Origin of the sequence: Streptomyces sp. NPDC059874 (genome assembly GCF_042731135.1) — a bacterium.
GTDB lineage: Bacteria > Actinomycetota > Actinomycetes > Streptomycetales > Streptomycetaceae > Streptomyces.
Genome location: NZ_JBHWJY010000022.1, coordinates 61388 through 78604, shown reverse-complemented (window position 1 = coordinate 78604; position 17217 = coordinate 61388). Strand labels below are relative to the sequence as shown.

The 17217-nt window shown below is 72.3% G+C and carries 11 protein-coding genes and 1 riboswitch; of the genes, 4 read left to right on the top strand and 7 right to left on the bottom strand.

All coding sequences use genetic code 11. From position 1 onward, the window contains the following. Positions 1-42: 42 nt before the first annotated feature. Positions 43-2946 (bottom strand): GNAT family N-acetyltransferase, encoded by a 2904-nt coding sequence (locus tag ACFV9H_RS15275; RefSeq protein ID WP_385397866.1) that lies wholly within the window; start codon positions 2944-2946, stop codon positions 43-45. Positions 2947-3136: 190 nt separating this feature from the next. Here ACFV9H_RS15275 and ACFV9H_RS15270 point away from each other — a divergent pair, with 190 nt between their 5' ends. After that, complete coding sequence (locus tag ACFV9H_RS15270) at positions 3137-3418, top strand: HPr family phosphocarrier protein (protein ID WP_385397864.1); 282 nt, start codon at positions 3137-3139, stop codon at positions 3416-3418. Between the two features lie 191 nt (positions 3419-3609). Here the strand turns inward: ACFV9H_RS15270 and ACFV9H_RS15265 are convergent, their stop codons facing one another. The 4 genes from ACFV9H_RS15265 to ACFV9H_RS15250 all read right to left on the bottom strand — a co-directional run bounded on the left by ACFV9H_RS15265 (position 3610) and on the right by ACFV9H_RS15250 (position 8423). Continuing rightward, positions 3610-4287, bottom strand: a complete 678-nt coding sequence (locus ACFV9H_RS15265; protein ID WP_385397862.1) for a GntR family transcriptional regulator — start codon at positions 4285-4287, stop codon at positions 3610-3612. A gap of 183 nt (positions 4288-4470) precedes the next feature. Further along, the gene (locus ACFV9H_RS15260) at positions 4471-5274 is read right to left on the bottom strand and encodes a M23 family metallopeptidase (RefSeq protein WP_385397860.1); all 804 of its coding nucleotides are present in this window, start codon (positions 5272-5274) and stop codon (positions 4471-4473) included. 12 nt (positions 5275-5286) lie between these two features. After that, positions 5287-5446, bottom strand: a riboswitch (cyclic di-AMP (ydaO/yuaA leader). Between the two features lie 233 nt (positions 5447-5679). After that, positions 5680-7047, bottom strand: a complete 1368-nt coding sequence (locus ACFV9H_RS15255; protein ID WP_385397922.1) for a M16 family metallopeptidase — start codon at positions 7045-7047, stop codon at positions 5680-5682. Between the two features lie 20 nt (positions 7048-7067). Next, positions 7068-8423 carry a M16 family metallopeptidase gene (locus ACFV9H_RS15250; RefSeq protein WP_385397858.1) on the bottom strand — a complete coding sequence of 452 codons (1356 nt, stop codon included), beginning with the start codon at positions 8421-8423 and terminating at the stop codon, positions 7068-7070. A gap of 331 nt (positions 8424-8754) precedes the next feature. On the opposite strand from ACFV9H_RS15250, the gene ACFV9H_RS15245 reads away from it, so the two are divergent. Then, a complete protein-coding gene (locus ACFV9H_RS15245; RefSeq protein WP_385397856.1) occupies positions 8755-11211 on the top strand; it encodes a DNA topoisomerase (ATP-hydrolyzing) subunit A in 2457 nt (818 codons plus the stop codon). Positions 11212-11320: 109 nt separating this feature from the next. Next, positions 11321-13411: a restriction endonuclease gene (locus ACFV9H_RS15240; RefSeq protein WP_385397854.1), complete on the top strand. Its 2091-nt coding sequence runs from the start codon at positions 11321-11323 to the stop codon at positions 13409-13411. 157 nt (positions 13412-13568) lie between these two features. Here ACFV9H_RS15240 and ACFV9H_RS15235 read toward each other — a convergent pair whose 3' ends face one another. Together ACFV9H_RS15235 and ACFV9H_RS15230 are read right to left on the bottom strand one after the other, a co-directional pair. Continuing rightward, entirely contained in the window at positions 13569-14633 is a 1065-nt protein-coding gene (locus tag ACFV9H_RS15235) for a CobW family GTP-binding protein (RefSeq protein ID WP_385397852.1), read from the bottom strand. Positions 14634-14657: 24 nt separating this feature from the next. Beyond that, complete coding sequence (locus ACFV9H_RS15230; RefSeq protein WP_385397850.1) at positions 14658-15824, bottom strand: citrate synthase/methylcitrate synthase; 1167 nt, start codon at positions 15822-15824, stop codon at positions 14658-14660. Between the two features lie 89 nt (positions 15825-15913). Here ACFV9H_RS15230 and ACFV9H_RS15225 point away from each other — a divergent pair, with 89 nt between their 5' ends. After that, positions 15914-17164 (top strand): citrate synthase, encoded by a 1251-nt coding sequence (locus ACFV9H_RS15225; protein ID WP_385397920.1) that lies wholly within the window; start codon positions 15914-15916, stop codon positions 17162-17164. Positions 17165-17217: the final 53 nt, after the last annotated feature.

The window sequence follows — 17217 nt, the reverse complement described above, 5'->3', positions numbered from 1 at the left end:
CTAAGGCCCGTACGGGGCGCCCTGGCCTTCCCCGTGCCCCGCTCAGTAGCTGGGAAGGGTCCGCGGGCCGAGGTCGCCCCGGACCGGCGGGTGCGCGACCCGGACGGTGGCGCTGAGCACGGAGATCCCCTCGGTCGCGACGACGACCGGTTCCAGGGACACCCCGACCACCTCGGGGTGGTCGTCCACCAGGCGGGACACCCGCAGGAGCAGCTCCTCCAGGGCGGGGGTGTCGACGGGGTCGCTGCCGCGCCAGCCGAAGAGGAGGGGTGCGGTCCGGATCGACCGGATCAGGCCGGCGGCGTCCCGGTCGGTGGCCGGGACGAGCCGGTGGGCGGTGTCACCGAGCAGTTCGGAGGCGACGCCGGCCAGCCCGAAGGAGAGGACGGCGCCCGCGGCCGGGTCGATGACGGACCGGACGACGGTGTCGACCCCGCGCGGCACCATGGCCTGCACGACGGGCTGGAGCTCCGCGGGCTTGCCGAGCAGCTCGGTGAGCTCCTCGTACGAACGCCGCAGCTGTTCCTCGTTCGCGAGGTCGAGCCGTACGCCGCCCAGGTCCGCGCGGTGGCGCAGGTGCGGGGCGGTGGTCTTGAGGGCCACCGGGTAGCCCAGCACCCCGGCGGCCCGGACCGCGGCGTCGGGGCTGGGCGCGGGCAGGGCGGACAGCACGCGGATCCCGTAGCGGGCGAGCAGCTCGCGGCCGTCCCACTCGGAGAGGGTGAGCACGTCCCCGCTGTCCGGGTCGAGGCCGGCCAGCAGGCCGGCCAGCTGGGCGGCGGTCCCCGCCTCGTCGATGTCCTCGTACTCGGGGACCTGGCCGGCCGCCTCGGCGGTGGCGCGGCGCCACTGGCCGTAGCGGACGGCCTCGGCGAGGGCCCGTACGGCCCGCTCGGCGGCGGGGTAGCTGGGGATCCGGCCCGGGTCGCCGGTCGTCGGCTCGGCGGTGGCGAAGGGAGGGAGCGCCGCGGGGGGCACCGGCTCGGCTGCCGGCTCGGTCGATGGCCCGGCCGTGGACGGCGCGACCGTGGGTGGCCCGGCCGTCGGTGTCCCGGCCGTGGCCGGCTTGGCCGTCGGCGTCGCGTTCGGGAGCGGTTCGATGGGGTCGGAGGCCCGCGCCGCGGACAGGGCGGCGACCAGTTCGCCGAGTTCCACGTGCACGACGGCCACCGGCTTGCCCGGCACCTCCGCCACGGCCTCGCGCAGGGCATCGGCCAGGTCGTCGGCCAGTGCGTGCTCGCTCACCCAGGGGATGGCGGTCACGACGACCGCGTCGTTGTCGGAGGAGGCCAGCGCGGCGGCCAGCGCGTCGCGGAAGTCGGCCGGGGAGGCCGCCGTCGTCAGGTCCAGCGGCGGCAGCGGGCTCAGGCCCTGGGTCAGGCAGGCGTCGTAGGTGAGCACCCCGAGGGACTCGGAGTTGCCGAGGATCGCGATCCGGGGGCCGGCGGGCAGCGGTTGCGCGGCCAGCAGCAGGCCGACGTCCACGAGCTCCGTCACCGTGTCGACGCGGATCACGCCCGCCTGCCGCAGCAGGGCGGAGACGGTGGCGTCGGGCAGCCGGGTGTCGGGGACGACGTGGCCGGCCGGGGTGTGGCGGCCGCCCTTGGCGACGACCACCGGCTTCACGGCGGCCGTGCGGCGGGCGAGGCGGGTGAACTTCCGCGGGTTGCCGAGGGTTTCGAGGTACATGAGGGCGACGTCGGTCGCCTCGTCGTCGTACCAGTACTGGAGGATGTCGTTGCCGGAGACGTCGGCCCGGTTCCCCGCCGAGACGAACGAGGACAGCCCCTCGCCGCGCCGGAGCAGCGCCGAAAGCAGGGCGATGCCGATCGCCCCGGACTGGGTGAACAGGCCGATCCGGCCGCGCATGGGCATCGGCGCGGGGGTGAGGGAGGCGTTGAGCTCCACCTCCGGGGCGGTGTTGATCACCCCGTAGGCGTTCGGGCCGATCAACCGCATCCCGTACGAGCGCACTTGGCGCACGAGTTCGCGCTGGCGGTCCTGCCCCTCGGGTCCACTCTCCCCGTATCCGGCGGACAGGACGACGAGGCCCTGCACCCCGTGCTCGCCGCAGGCGGCCACCGCTTCGGGGACCCGGTCGGCGGGGACGGCGATCACGGCGAGGTCGACGGGGGCGCCGATGGCATCGATGGTGCGGTAGGCGCGGACACCGTCGAGGAGGTCGCGGGTGACGGCCTCGTTGACGGCGTAGAGGTGCCCGTGGAAGCCGCTGTCTCGCAGGTTGCGCAGGGCCGCGGCGCCGACCCCGCCACCGGAGCGGCTGACCCCGACGACCGCCACCGAGCCGGGGGCGAGCAGTCGCTGCACCGAGCGGGCCTCGGCGCGCTGTTCGCGTGCGCGTTGCACGGCGAGGGACTCGGCGGTGGGTTCGAGGTCGAGGGTGAGGTGGACGGAGCCGTCTTCGAAGCTGCGCTTCTGCTCGTAGCCTACGTCCGTGAACACCTTGATCATCTTGGTGTTGGCGGGCAGCACCTCGGCGGCGAAGCGGCGGATGCCGCGCTCCCGGGCCACCGCGCCGATGTGTTCGAGGAGGGCGGAGGCGACCCCGCGGCCCTGGTGGGCGTCCTGGACGAGGAAGGCGACTTCGGCCTCGTCGGCGGGTTCGGAGGCGGGCCGGCCGTCGGCGCCGATGCGGTCGTAGCGGACGGTGCCGATGAACTCCCCGCCGATGGTCGCGGCGAGGCCGACGCGGTCGACGTAGTCGTGGTGCGTGAAGCGGTGCACGTCGCGGTCGGAGAGCCGGGGGTAGGGCGCGAAGAAGCGGTAGTACTTCGACTCGTCGGAGACCTGCTCGTAGAAGCTCACCAGCCGGCCCGCGTCCGCGGTGGTGATGGGCCTGATGCGGGCGGTGCCGCCGTCGCGCAGGACGACGTCCGCTTCCCAGTGGGCCGGGTACGAGGGGTCCGACTCGGTGGTCATGCCCATACCTTACGGGCCGGCGACGGCCCGGAGCGGGGCGGGTGGTGCTCGCGCGGCGCGTGAGGCAATCCAGGGCAAAACGGTGCAAGCTGGGGAGGGTCGAACGGCGGGAGATTCGGACCGAAGGTCGGTCCGAGCATTCCGGGCGTCGTGAGAGACTGGTCTAGACAACCGTAAGAACCTGAAGGGCATCACCATGGCAGAGCGCCGCGTCAACGTCGGCTGGGCCGAGGGCCTGCACGCTCGTCCCGCCTCGATCTTCGTCCGTGCGACGACCGCCTCCGGCGTCCCGGTGACCATCGCGAAGGCAGGCGGCGACCCCGTCAACGCCGGTTCCATGCTCGCGGTTCTGGGCCTGGGTGCCCAGGGCGGCGAGGAGATCGTCCTCGCCTCCGAGGCCGACGGCGCGGACATCGCGCTGGACCGCCTCGCGAAGCTGGTCGCGGAGGGTCTCGAGGAGCTCCCCGAGACCGTCTGACCCTTCGGGTTCGCCCGAGCAGCACCGATGAAGAAGCCGCGACCCCACCGGGGGCCGCGGCTTCTTCATTGCCGGAATTACGACGGCAGGAATTGCGCGCGCCGGAATTCACCCACGCCGCGCAGCGAATTCACGCCGGGCGGAATTACATCCGCGGCGCACGGATACCCACCCTTTGTATACGGCTCCTGTTAATGCCGGCCGCTCGACATGTTTACGGCAGGTTGCGAAGTGCTCACCGCCTGCCGGATCCGCAGCCGGTGCGCCCCCGTCGCGCGCTCCGCGTGGATCGCTGCCAGCGCCCGCGCGCGCTCCGCGTCGCCCCGGGCCACCGCGTCCACGATCGCCCCGTGCTCCGCCCAGGACTCCACCGGCCGGGCCGGCGCCTCCACCACGTACATCCACGCGACCTTGTGCCGCATCTGCGTGAGCAGCGCGATCAGCCCCGGGCTGCCCGAGGCCTGCGCGAGCGTCTCGTGGAACCAGCCGCCGAGCGACCGCAGGTCCTCCCCCTGGCCCCGCCTGGCCCGCTCCTGGCCCAGCCTGACCAGCCCCCGCAAGACCTTGAGGTGGGCCTCGGTGCGCCGCCTCGCGGCCCGGGCGGCGGCGAGCGGCTCCAGCAGCATCCGCAGCTCCAGCAGATCGGCGGCCTCCTGCTCCGTCGGCTCGGCCACGCAGGCCCCCGCGTGGCGCCGCGTGGTCACGAAACCCTCGGACTCCAGGGTCCGCAGTGCCTCGCGGACCGGGACGCGCGAGACTCCGTACCGGCGGGCCAGCACCTCCTCGGTCAGCCTGCCGCCCGGCCCGAAGACCCCGGAGACGATGTCGTCGCGAATTGCCGTGCATACCGCGTGCGCAGGAATACGCAAGACCGAACCTCCCCCTATTTCCGACTCACACCCTCATTGGTGCCGCTGCTTCTGCGACTCTATTGCAACACACGATAATTTCCGAGAGCGGCCGGAAATACGAAACCTGACGAAACACGAAGGCCCCGGCTCAAGGAGCCGGGGCCTTCGGTGAAGCAGGTGCTGCGGGTGGGCTCGGAGGCCTCAGAGGGAGACGCCGTGCGAGCGCAGGTACGCGACCGGGTCGATGTCCGAGCCGTACTGGGAGCCGGTGCGGGCCTCGAAGTGCAGGTGCGGGCCGCTGGAGTTGCCCGTGGAGCCCGACAGGCCGATCTGCTGGCCGGGGGTGACCTGCTGGCCGACGGAGACGCTCAGCGAGCTCATGTGCCCGTACTGGGTGTACGTACCGTCGTTGTGCTTGATGACGACGTTGTTGCCGTACGCGCCGCCCCAGCCGGCCTCGACGACGGTGCCGAAGCCCACCGCGTGGACCGAGGTGCCGGAGGAGGCGTGGAAGTCGATGCCCGTGTGGCTGCCGGAGGACCACATGCCGCCGCCCGCGTGGTACTGCGTGCTGACGTACGAGTCCTCGAGCGGGGCGACGAAGGTGTTCAGGCGCTTGCGCTCCTCCTCGCGGGCCGCACGCTCGGCGGCCTCGCGCTCGGCCTTCGCCTTGGCCTCGGCGAGGCGCTTGGCCTCGGCGGCGCGCTGCTTGGCGTCGGCCTCGGCCTGCGCCTTGGCGGCGGCGTGCTCGGCGGCGCGCTGCTGGGACTCGGCCTGGTCGGCGATGTCGCCCGGGAGTTCCTCGGCAACGACGACGGCGCCCAGCGCGTTGTCCTGCGAGTGGTTGTTGTTGCCGCTGTCGGCGGCGAAGGCCGGGGCGGCGAGGGAGCCGACGACGCCGGTGGTGGCGAGGGCGGCTATGCCGGCGTAACCGGCGGTCTTGCGGCTCAGACGGCTGGAACCACGGTGCTTACCGGAGCCGGCGGGACGACTGCCAAACGCCATGAAGGGGCTGATCCTTTCCTTCCTTCTCGCCTACCGGGTTAGCTGACGGGTTCGGAGCAGGAAGGTCTCCTACGGGCCTCCTCTTGCGAGGCGGTCCGATTCACCCCAGGGACTGATGTGGGTCCCCGGCTCCCCAGGCTCGCGCCTGACGGGGACTCGGCGATCGCTGTCCGGTGCCACGGATGTGGCGCGTACAACTGACGGACAGCACGGCCGACGCTAGGCGGATCATCAGTCAATCGCCAAACAGACACGCCCTTTTGTTGCGTACGCCACACCACATACAAGCAACCTCACCACGAATCAGACAAAAGGGGCTCCGGCGGACAAGCCGCCAGAGCCCCTTGAAGACGCGCCGGTCAGACGCCAGTTGGAGACGTCAGTGGGTCACGTCGGTTGGTGACGTCAGTTGGTGACGACGCTCACCTCGCCGATACCCAGAGCGCGCACCGGCTCCGCGATGAGCGACGCGTCGCCCACCAGGATCGTGACCAGCCGGTCCGCCGGGAAGGCGTTCACGACCGCCGAAGTGGCCTCCACCGTGCCGGTTTCGGCGAGCCGCGCGTACAACTGCGCCTGGTAGTCGTCCGGCAGCTCCTGCTCGACCTGATCGGCGAGGGTGCCCGCGACCGAGGCCGCCGTCTCGAACTTCAGCGGGGCCACGCCCACCAAGTTCTGCACCGCCACGTCCCGTTCGGCGTCGGTCAGGCCGCCCTCCGCGAGGGTGCGGAGCACCTTCCAGAGGTCCTCCAGCGCCGGTCCGGTGTTCGGGGTGTCCACCGAGCCGCTGATGGCGAGCATCGAGGCGCCCTTGCCGTCGGCGGTGGAACGCAGCACCTGACCGAAGGCGCGCACGCCGTACGTGTACCCCTTCTCCTCGCGCAGCACCTTGTCCAGGCGGGACGTGAGGGTGCCGCCCAGGCAGTACGTGCCGAGCACCTGCGGCGCCCAGACCCGGTCGTGGCGGTCCGGCCCGATCCGGCCGATCAGCAGCTGCGTCTGGACCGCGCCGGGCCGGTCCACGATGACCACGCGGCCGGTGTCGTCGGCAGTGATCGGCGGGACGGGGCGAGCCTCGGAGGTGTCGCCCGTCCAGGTGCCCAGGGTGTCCGCCAGCACGGCGTCCAGATCGATGCCGGTCAGGTCGCCGACGACCACCGCGGTGGCGGTGGCGGGGCGCACGTGGGCCTCGTAGAAGGCGCGCACGGCGGCCGAGTCGATCCGGGCGACCGTGTCCTCGGTGCCCTGGCGCGGGCGGGACATCCGCAGGGTGGCCGGGAACAGCTCCTTGGAGAGCTGCTTGGCGGCCCGCCGCTGCGGGTTCGCCAGCTCGTGCGGGATCTCGTCGAGCCGGTTGCGCACCAGCCGGTCGACCTCGCTGTCGGCGAAGGCGGGCGCGCGCAGCGCCTCGGCGAGCAGACCGAGCGCCTTGTGCAGGCGGGAGGCCGGGACCTCCAGGGAGACCCGCAGGCCGGGGTGGTCCGCGTGCGCGTCGAGGGTGGCGCCGCAGCGCTCCAGCTCGGCGGCGAACTCCTCGGCGGAGTGCTTGTCGGTGCCCTCGGAGAGAGCGCGGGCCATGATGGTGGCCACGCCGTCCAGGCCCTCGGGCTCCGCGTCGAGCGGGGCGGCGAGGTTGATCTCGACGGCGACCACCTGCTGTCCGGGGCGGTGGCAGCGCAGCAGGGTGAGGCCGTTGCCGAGCACACCGCGGTCGGGGGCGGGGAAGGCCCACGGCTTGGCCTCGCCGGCCTGCGGCCGCGGGTGGAAGGTCATCGTGACGGCTGCGGTGTCGCTCACTGCTCCGCCCCCTCGTTCTCGTCGCTCTCGTCGGACTCGGCGGACTCCTCGGAGCCCGGCAGCGGCTCGTACACCAACACCGCGCGGTTGTCGGGGCGCAGTCGGGCCGCGGCCACGGCCCGCACCTCCTCGGCGGTGATGTCGAGGACGCGCTGGACGGCGGTCAGCGCCAGCTGCGGGTCACCGAACAGCACCGCGAAACGGCACAGTTCGTCGGCCCGGCCGGCCACCGTGCTCAGCCGGTCCAGCCACTCGCGCTCCAGCTGCGCCTGGGCGCGCTCCATCTCCTCGGCCGTCGGGCCCTCGGCGGCGAACCGCGCGAGCTCCTCGTCCACGGCCGCCTCGATGACGGGCACCTCGACCCCGCTGGAGGTCTTGACGTCCAGCCAGCCCAGCGAGGGCGCGCCCGCCAGACGCAGCATGCCGAAGCCGGCCGCGACGGCCGTCTGGTCGCGACGTACCAGGCGGTTGTGCAGCAGGGAGGACTCCCCGCCGCCCAGGATGGTCAGCGCCACGTCGGCGGCGTCGCACTCGCGGGTGCCGTCGTGCGGGAGCCGGTAGGCGGCCATCAGCGCGCGCGCCGGAACCTCCTCCACGATCTCCTCGCGCAGCTGCTCGCCGATGATCTCGGGCAGCGAGCCGTCGCGGGGCGGCTGCTTGCCGTCGTGCGCGGGGATGGAGCCGAAGTACTTCTCGACCCAGGCGAGGGTCTGCACGGGGTCGATGTCCCCGACGACCGACAGCACGGCGTTGTTGGGCGCGTAGTACGTACGGAAGAAGTTGCGCGCGTCCTCCAGGGACGCGGCGTCCAGATCGGCCATGGAGCCGATCGGGGTGTGGTGGTACGGGTGGCCCTCCGGGTACGCGAGGGCGGTCAGCTTCTCGAACGCCGTACCGTACGGGACGTTGTCGTACCGCTGACGGCGCTCGTTCTTGACGACGTCGCGCTGGTTCTCCATGGACTCGTCGTCCAGGGCGGCCAGCAGCGAGCCCATCCGGTCCGCCTCCAGCCAGAGCGCGAGCTCCAGCTGGTGGGCCGGCATCGTCTCGAAGTAGTTGGTGCGCTCGAAGCTGGTGGTGCCGTTGAGGGAGCCGCCGGCTCCCTGGACCAGCTCGAAGTGCCCGTTGCCCGGTACCTGCTTCGAGCCCTGGAACATCAGGTGCTCGAAGAGGTGAGCAAGGCCGGTACGCCCCTTGACTTCATGGCGCGAGCCGACGTCGTACCACAGGCAGACCGCGGCGACCGGGGTCAGGTGGTCCTCGGAGAGCACCACGCGCAGGCCGTTGGCCAGCCGGTGCTCGGTCGCTGTCAGGCCGCCGGAGCCGGCCTGAGCTGTGGCCGTGTGACCCATGGGCATGTGGTCCCTTCGATCGCGATGTAGAGATTTCTGTCAGACCTGCCACTGTATGCAAGCGCGTCGGTCGCCGGATAAGTTCCCGGGTCACTCCCCCGAGGACGCCGTCCAGGGGGTACCCCAGGGTCGGAGTCGGCGTTGTCGGTGCCTCGGGCCACAATGGTCCGCGTCGTACCCGCGTCCCACCCGAGTTCCACCCCCGTCCCACCCGAGTTCCATCCCGAGTCCGACCACATCGAACCAGCCAGATCACGCCAGACCAGTCAGACTCGGCAAGACACAGCCAGACCCCAGCACACCCCATTCTTGGTTAAGGAGCCGCGCAGCGATGGCCCGCCGCAGCACGAAGACCCCGCCGCCGGAGGATTTCGAGGAGAAGATCCTCGACATCGACGTCGTCGACGAAATGCAGGGCTCCTTCCTCGAGTACGCGTACTCGGTGATCTACTCCCGTGCCCTGCCCGACGCCCGGGACGGCATGAAGCCGGTCCACCGGCGCATCGTCTACCAGATGAACGAGATGGGCCTGCGCCCCGACCGCGGCTACGTGAAGTGCGCCCGTGTCGTCGGCGAGGTCATGGGCAAGCTCCACCCGCACGGTGACGCGTCGATCTACGACGCCCTCGTGCGCATGGCCCAGCCCTTCTCGATGAGGCTGCCGCTGGTCGACGGCCACGGCAACTTCGGTTCGCTCGGCAACGACGACCCGCCGGCCGCCATGCGTTACACCGAGTGCAAGATGGCCGACGCCACGTCGCTGATGACGGAGTCCATCGACGAGGACACCGTCGACTTCACCGCCAACTACGACGGCCAGGAGCGGGAGCCGGTCGCGCTGCCCGCCGCCTACCCGAACCTGCTGGTCAACGGCGCGTCCGGGATCGCGGTCGGCATGGCCACCAACATGCCCCCGCACAACCTCGGCGAGGTCATCGCGGCCGCCCGTCACCTGATCCGCTACCCGCAGGCCGACCTGGAGGCGCTGATGCGCTTCGTCCCGGGTCCCGACCTGCCCACGGGCGGCCGGATCGTCGGGCTCTCGGGCATCAAGGACGCCTACGAGAACGGGCGCGGCACCTTCAAGATCCGCGCGACGGTGGCCGTGGAGAACGTGACGGCCCGCCGCAAGGGCCTGGTCGTCACCGAACTTCCCTTCACGGTCGGACCCGAGAAGGTCATCGCGAAGATCAAGGACCTGGTCGGCTCGAAGAAGCTCCAGGGCATCGCCGACGTCAAGGACCTCACCGACCGCTCCCACGGTCTGCGCCTGGTCATCGAGATCAAGAACGGTTTCCACCCGGAGGCCGTGCTGGAGCAGCTCTACAAGCTGACGCCGATGGAGGAGTCCTTCGGCATCAACAACGTGGCGCTCGTGGACGGGCAGCCGCTGACGCTGGGCCTCAAGGAGCTGCTGGAGGTCTACCTCGACCACCGCTTCGAGGTCGTCCGGCGACGCAGCGAGTTCCGCCGCGGCAAGCGGCGCGACCGACTGCACCTGGTCGAGGGCCTGCTCGTGGCCCTGCTCGACATCGACGAGGTCATCCGGCTGATCCGCGACAGCGACAACTCCGCGCAGGCGAAGGAGCGGCTGATCGAGCGCTTCTCGCTGAGCGAGATCCAGACCCAGTACATCCTGGACACGCCGCTGCGCCGGCTCACCCGCTTCGACCGGATCGAGCTGGAGTCCGAGCGGGACCGGCTGACCGGCGAGATCGACGAGCTGACCGGGATCCTGGAGTCCGACACCGAGCTGCGCAAGCTGGTCTCCACGGAGCTGGCGGCGGTCGCGAAGAAGTTCGGCACCGAGCGCCGTACGGTCCTGCTGGAGTCGGCGGGCACGGCGGTCGGGGCGGTTCCGCTGGAGGTCGCGGACGACCCCTGCCGGGTGCTGCTGTCCTCGACGGGCCTGCTGGCGCGCACCGTGACCGGCGAGCCGCTGCCCGAGGCCGAGGGCGGCGCCCGCGCCAAGCACGACCTGATCGTCTCGCAGGTCGCGGCGACCGCCCGGGCCGAGGTCGGGGTGGTCACCTCGTACGGGCGCCTGCTGCGGCTGTCGGTGATCGACCTGCCGCAGCTCCCGGACACGCACGCCGCGCCGAACCTGGCGGGCGGGGCCCCGGTCTCGGAGTTCCTCTCCGGGCTGGAGGCGGACGAGAAGGTGGTCTGCCTGACCTCGCTGGACGAGTCCTCGCAGGGCCTGGCGCTGGGCACCGAGCAGGGTGTGGTCAAGCGGGTCGTGCCGGACTACCCGGCCAACAAGGACGAGCTGGAGGTCATCACCCTCAAGGAGGGCGACCGGATCGTCGGCGCGGTCGAGCTGCGCACGGGCGAGGAGGACCTGGTCTTCATCACCGACGACGCCCAGCTGCTGCGCTACCCGGCCGGCCAGGTCCGCCCGCAGGGCCGCCCGGCGGGCGGAATGGCGGGCATCAAGCTCGCCGACAACGCGAAGGTGATCCACTTCTCGGCGGTGGACCCGGCCCGGGACGCGGTCGTGTTCACCGTGGCGGGCTCGCACGGGACTCTGGACGACTCGGTGCTGTCCGGGAAGCTGACCCCCTTCGACCAGTACCCGCGCAAGGGCCGGGCCACCGGCGGCGTGCGCTGCCAGCGGTTCCTGAAGGGCGAGGACGTACTGGTCCTGGCCTGGGCGGGCGGTTCCCCGGCCCGCGCGGCCACGGCGAACGGCACTCCGGCCGAACTCCCGCCCGTGGATCCGCGCCGGGACGGCTCGGGGGCGGCACTGCCCGCGACGGTCGCGACGTTGGCGGGGCCCGCGCTGTAGGACGGACGACGGCATTCAGGTGGTACGCCCAACGGGGGACGTACCACCTGAATGGCGACTAGTGTTTTCCCTCTTGGCACTGGTGGGTGGGGCGGGGAGAACAGAGCTGATGAGTCGTCGATCGAGCAGCGGACTGATCGGGACCTGGGCGGAGGCACAGCGCCGGCAGCAGCAGACGCAACTGATCCAGCAGCGGGAGGCCGAACGCCGGCAGCGGGCCTACGAACGGGACGTGGCCTGGGGGCAGCGCGAGCAGCAGGCCGCCTACAAGCAGCACCGCGACGCCGAGGCACGGCGGGCGACCGAGCGGCTGGACGCCCAGGTCGCCGCCCTGCAGGGCCTGTTGGCGGCGGGCTGCCGGGCCCCGGCGTTCCGGATGGCCGCACTGGTCCGGCCCGAGCAGCTCGAACCCTTCGATCCGGGGACGCTGGCGCACCCCGTGCCGATGCCGCAGCTGCACCAGTTCCAGCAGCAGAGCAGCGGCTGGACGCTGGGCTCGAACCGGCGGGCGCAGGCGGAGCGGGAGGCGCACGACCGGTACACGCAGGCCTGGCAGGCGGCGCACGCCGCGGAGACGCAGCGGCAGCGGCAGCTGGCGGCGTACCGGCAGCAGTACGACCGGTGGGCGGCGGAGCAGCTCGCCGGAATCCGCGGGCACAACGGCGGGCTCACCGAACTGGCCGGGGCACTGCGCGGCGGCGACGCGGAGGCCGCGGTGGAGTACTTCTCGGCCGCCCTGTACGCCTCGGCGGCCTGGCCGGAGGAACTGCCGAGGCAGCTGTCGGCCGCCTACGACCCGGCGCGGCGCCAACTGGTCCTGGACTGGGAACTGCCCCGGTACGAGGTGGTGCCGGAGGCCAAGTCGGTGCGGTACGTGCCGAGTACGGACCAGGACAAGGAGACCGCCCGCCCGGCCACGCAGCGGCGGGCGATCTACCGGGACCTGCTGGCGCAGTGCGTGCTGCTGGTGGTGCGCGACCTGTACGCGGCGGACGAGTTCGGCGTGCTGGAGTCGGTCGTGGTCAACGGTTTCGTGGACGCCCACGATCCGGTGACGGGGCGGGAGGCGCAGCTCGTACTCGCCTCGGTGTCGGCGGCGCGGTCCGCTTTCACCGGGCTGCGGCTGGAGCAGGTGAGCGCGGTGGACTGCCTGCTGGAAGGGCTCCGAGGGCAGCTCTCGCCGCGCCCCGACCAGTTGGCCACCGTGCAGCCCGGGCGCCGGCCGGGCGAGGTCGGCGGCGTGGTCAGCCACGGCGGGCACACGGGCGCCGAGGACGAGCCGGACCTCTTCGCCATGGACCCGATCGCCTTCGAGAACCTGGTGGCGGAGCTGTTCCGGGCGATGGGCATGGAGGCGCTGACGACGCAGCGGTCGGGCGACGGCGGGGTGGACATCGAGGCGAACGACCCGTCCCCGATCACGGGCGGGCGGATCGTGGTGCAGGTCAAGCGCTACCGCAACACCGTGTCGCCCACGGCGGTACGGGATCTGTACGGCACGGTCCAGGACAAGGGGGCGAACAAGGGGGTGCTGGTCACCACCGCGTCCTTCGGGCCCGGGTCGTACACCTTTGCCAACGGCAAGCCGCTGGAGTTGGTTCCCGGCGACAAGCTCGTGGAGCTCCTTCACCAGTACGGGTTGCGGGGGCGTCTGGGAGAAGGCGCCGCCGCGGGCGGCATACCGGCGCAGCGGACGCCCGAGCCCGCCCCTTCGGCCGACCACAACGTGCTCGGAATGTCCTGGTCGGGGGCGGTCGCGCTCGACGTGTGCGCGCTGGTGTGCGCGGGCAACCGGGTGCTGAGCGAGGACCATTTCGTCTTCTTCAACAACCCGCGGACTCCGGACGGTTCGGTACGGGCCCGCGCGCATTCGGCCCCCGACAAGGCGGCTCTCGAGGTCGCCTTCGAGGCGCTGCCCCACGCGGCCGACCGCCTGGTGCTGGTGGCCGCCATCGACCCTGAGGTCGATCCGCACGCCGACCTGGCCGGGTTCACGGACGCTCGGATCCGTCTGCTCGACGCGGCCGGCTCCGAGCTCGGGCAGCTGGAGGTCTCCGACGGCCGGGCGGGCGAGACCGCGCTGGTGCTGGGCTCGTTCCGGCGCCGGGCGAACGGCGACTGGGACTTCGTGATCGGCGGCAAGGGCTACCGGGGCGGGCTGGAGGACCTGCTGCGGGAGTTCGGCGTCGAGGTCGCCTAGTGCCGTGACCGGAGAGGTTCACCGGGTCGCGGCGCTCGGCACGGCACCTCGCCGCGTTGTCGGACCGCGCAAGTACGTCCAGTACGAGCCGCGGCCCTCCGCCTTGCGATGCACCGCACCGAACACCGCGCCCCGGCAAACCTTTCCGGCCACAGCACTAGGTCAACGCCTCCGGCGCGGGCTCCGAGGGCTGGGCCACGTACCGCAGGACCCCCCACATGCTCTCGGGGCCGAGCTCGTGCGGTGACTCCTCCCGGCAGGCCTCCAGTTCGCGGAGCAGGGCCGGGCCGTCGGTGCCGGAGCCGATCAGGACGAGCTGCGTCAGGCGCTCCTCGCCCCGCCCCCAGGGCCCCGGCGCGAAGCGGAGGAAGCGGCCGACCGCGTGGACCTCGTACCGCTCCTCGTGCCCGGGGACACCGAAGTGGACGAAGCCCTTGATCCGGTAGAGGCCGGCGGGGCGGCGGTCGAGGAACTCGATGAACCGGCGCGGTGAGAGGGCCTGTCCGGAGACGAACTCGACGGTGTCGTAGGCGGCGTGCGCGTGCGCGCAGTGGTTGTGGCCGTCGGCCTCCGCGAGCAGGTCCTCGAAGGACAGCTGCCCCCGGGTCTCGGTCCAGGGGCGGCGATCGAAGAGCAGCTCCGGGTCGATCCGCCCGTGGTCGGCGCCGACGACCGGGGTGCCCGGGGCGCACAAGGTACCCAGGACGCCCTCGATCCGGGCGCGCTCGGCCGCGTCCACCCGGTCCGTCTTGTTGAGCACCACCAGGTCCGCGACGGCGAGGTGGCGGTCGGTCTCCGGGTGCTTGGCCCGGGTCTCGTCGAACTCGGCCGCGTCCACGACTTCCACCAGCCCGCCGTACCGGATGGCGGGATCCTCGTTGGCCATGAGCATCCGGATCATCTCCTGGGGCTCGGCCAACCCGCTCGCCTCGATGACGATCACATCGATGCGGTGGACGGGTGCGGCGAGCTTCTCCAGGTACGCGTCCAACTCGCTGCCGTCGACGGCGCAGCACAGGCAGCCGCCGCCGAGGGAGACCATCGAGTCGCCGACCTGGCCGGCCACCGACATCGCGTCGATCTCGATCGATCCGAAGTCGTTGACGACGACCCCGATCCGGGTGCCTCCGCGGCTGGCGAGGAGGTGGTTCAGCACGGTGGTCTTGCCGGATCCGAGGAAACCGGCGAGGACGACGACGGGGATGGGCTGCCTGCTGTTCACCCGGTCGATCGTAGCCGGCCTCCGTCAGCCGAGCGGCGGCACCGGCTGCGGCGGGGTGGGGCCGGTGTATCGGGCGGCCGGACGGATGATCTTCGAGTCGGCGGCCTGTTCCAGGATGTTCGCGCTCCAGCCGACCACCCGGGCAGCGCAGAACGTCGGGGTGAACATCTCGCGGGGCAGCCCGCACAGCTCCATGACCACGCCCGCGTAGAACTCCACGTTGGTGTGCAGTTCGCGGCCGGGCTTGAGCTCGGCGAGGATCTCCTCGACCTGGCGCTCGACCTCGACGGCGAAGTCCACAAGGGGACCGCCGAACTGCCTCGCCACGTCACGCAGCATGCGTGAGCGGGGGTCCTCGGTGCGGTACACGGGGTGGCCGAAGCCCATGATCCGGTCCCCCGCCAGGACCCGCTCGCGGATCCACGGCCCGATCCGCTCCTCGGTGCCGATCGCGTCGAGCGTGTCGAGGGCCCGGCTGGGGGCGCCGCCGTGCAGCGGTCCGGAGAGCGCGCCGATCGCGCCGGTCAGGCAGGCGGCGACGTCCGCGCCGGTGGAGGCGATCACGCGGGCGGTGAAGGTCGAGGCGTTGAACCCGTGGTCGATGGTGGAGATGAGGTACCGCTCGACCGCGCGGGCCCGGGCGGGGTCCGGCTCGTGCCCGGTGAGCATGTACAGGTAGTTCTCGGCGTACCGGAGGTCGTCGCGGGGCTCGACCGGTTCCAGGCCCTGCCCCAGCCGGTGCAGGGCGGTGAGCAGGGTCGGTACGGCGGCGCAGGCGGCGAGCGCGTCGGCGGCCCGGCGGTCCGGGTCGATGTCGTAGACCGGGCGGAAGCCGGCAGAGGCGCCGAGCAGCGAAAGGCCGGTGCGCAGGCCGGCGAGCGGGCCGGAGAGCGCGGTGGCCCTCGCGAGGGCGGGGAGGGCGTCGCGCACTTCATCCGGGAGCCGGCGCAGCGGTGCGATCTCGGCCGCGAAGGCGGTGCGTTCCGCGGCGTCCGCGGGCAGTGCGCCGCGGAACATCAGATGCCACACGTCCTCGAAGCTGCGGCCGCCCGCGAGCTCGACGGCCGAGTACTGGCGGTAGTGGTAGAAGCCCTCACGGCCCCTGACGTCACCGAGTTCGGTTTCGGTGACCACGACTCCCGCGAGACCGCGGGGCACTTCGACGGTGGTGTTCATGGATCGACCATCCATGATGGATTGAATCCTTGTCAATGTTGATCGAATCAATATATCACGCCCTCTGTAAGGTGTGCGTCATGAGCGACGCGAGGGACGCCGGGATGGACGCCGGGATGGACGCCGAGACGGTCGGCGGGCGCAGGATCGGCACCCAGGAGGCAGCCCGGCTGCTCGGAGTGAAACCGGCGACCGTGTACGCGTACGTCAGCCGCGGCCAGCTCACCAGCCGCCGGGACCCGGTCGGTCGGGGCAGCAGCTTCGACGCCGCCGAGGTGGAGGAACTGGCCCGGCGGAGCCGTCGCGAGGCGGCCGCGCCCGCGGGCGGCGAGCTGTCCGTACGCACGTCCCTCACGCTCATCGAGGCCGACCGGTACTACTTCCGGGGCGTCGACGCCGTGGCCCTGGCCTCCCGGTACCGCTACGAGGAGGTGGCCGAGTGGCTCTGGACGGGGACCCTCGGCCACGGCGTGCGGTTCACCGCTCCCCCCGAGCCCCTGGCCGCGGCCCGGCGGGCGGTCGCGGCCCTGCCCGAGCACAGCGGTCCGATCGACCGGCTGCGGGTGGCGGTCGCCGCCGCCGCGGTGGCGGATCCACTGCGCTTCGACCTGTCCGAGGAGGCCGTACTGGGCTCCGCGCGCTGTCTGATCCCCACGCTGGTCGGCGCCCTGCCGGTGGTGGGCCCCGCACAGTGGGCCGGGGACGGCCGCATCGCCCGGCAACTGTGGTCGCGGTTGACCGCGCGGGAGCCGGACCCGGACTCGCTCGCCGCGCTGGACCTGGCGCTCGCCCTGCTGGTCGACCACGACCTGGCCGCCTCGACCCTGGCCGTACGGGTGGCCGCGTCGGCGCGGGCCCATCCGTACGCGGCGGTGTCGGCGGGACTCGGCGCTCTGGAAGGCCCGCTGCACGGCGCCGCCGGACGGCTCGCCCACCGGATGCTGGTGGAGGTGCTGGATCGGGGTGGGGCCGCTCCGGTGGTGGCGGAGTACCTGCGGGCGGGCCGCCGGGTGCCGGGGCTTGGCCACCGGCTGTACCGGGGCGAGGACCCGCGGGCGCGTGCCCTGTTCGACCGGCTGGAGGGCCTGGCGCAGGCGGGTCCCGCGCTGGGCGCGGCGCACGAGGTGGCCGCCGTGATGGCCCGGCAGGGCGGGCTGCACGCCAATGTGGACCTGGCGCTGGCGGTGCTGACGGTGTCCTGCGGGATGGAGGCGGAGGCCGGGGAGACTGTCTTCGCGGTGTCCCGGACCGCGGGCTGGATCGCGCACGCGCTGGAGGAGTACCAGGAACGCCCGCTGCGCATGCGGCCGAGCGGCCAGTACCAGGGGCCCCGCCCGCCACAGCCGATGCCGTAGCCCCCGGCGGCAGGCGGCGAGCCGTGCGGGCGCCCACCCCGCCCGGGCGGTCC

Bases quoted from the DNA above. Each gene is read 5' to 3' on its own strand.
- ACFV9H_RS15275 (WP_385397866.1), bottom strand. From the start codon at position 2,946: ATGGGCATGACCACCGAGTCGGACCCCTCGTACCCGGCCCACTGGGAA.
- ACFV9H_RS15270 (WP_385397864.1), top strand. From the start codon at position 3,137: ATGGCAGAGCGCCGCGTCAACGTCGGCTGGGCCGAGGGCCTGCACGCT.
- ACFV9H_RS15260 (WP_385397860.1), bottom strand. From the start codon at position 5,274: ATGGCGTTTGGCAGTCGTCCCGCCGGCTCCGGTAAGCACCGTGGTTCC.
- ACFV9H_RS15255 (WP_385397922.1), bottom strand. From the start codon at position 7,047: ATGACCTTCCACCCGCGGCCGCAGGCCGGCGAGGCCAAGCCGTGGGCC.
- ACFV9H_RS15250 (WP_385397858.1), bottom strand. From the start codon at position 8,423: ATGGGTCACACGGCCACAGCTCAGGCCGGCTCCGGCGGCCTGACAGCG.
- ACFV9H_RS15245 (WP_385397856.1), top strand. From the start codon at position 8,755: ATGGCCCGCCGCAGCACGAAGACCCCGCCGCCGGAGGATTTCGAGGAG.
- ACFV9H_RS15240 (WP_385397854.1), top strand. From the start codon at position 11,321: ATGAGTCGTCGATCGAGCAGCGGACTGATCGGGACCTGGGCGGAGGCA.
- ACFV9H_RS15230 (WP_385397850.1), bottom strand. From the start codon at position 15,824: ATGGATGGTCGATCCATGAACACCACCGTCGAAGTGCCCCGCGGTCTC.
- ACFV9H_RS15225 (WP_385397920.1), top strand. From the start codon at position 15,914: ATGGACGCCGGGATGGACGCCGAGACGGTCGGCGGGCGCAGGATCGGC.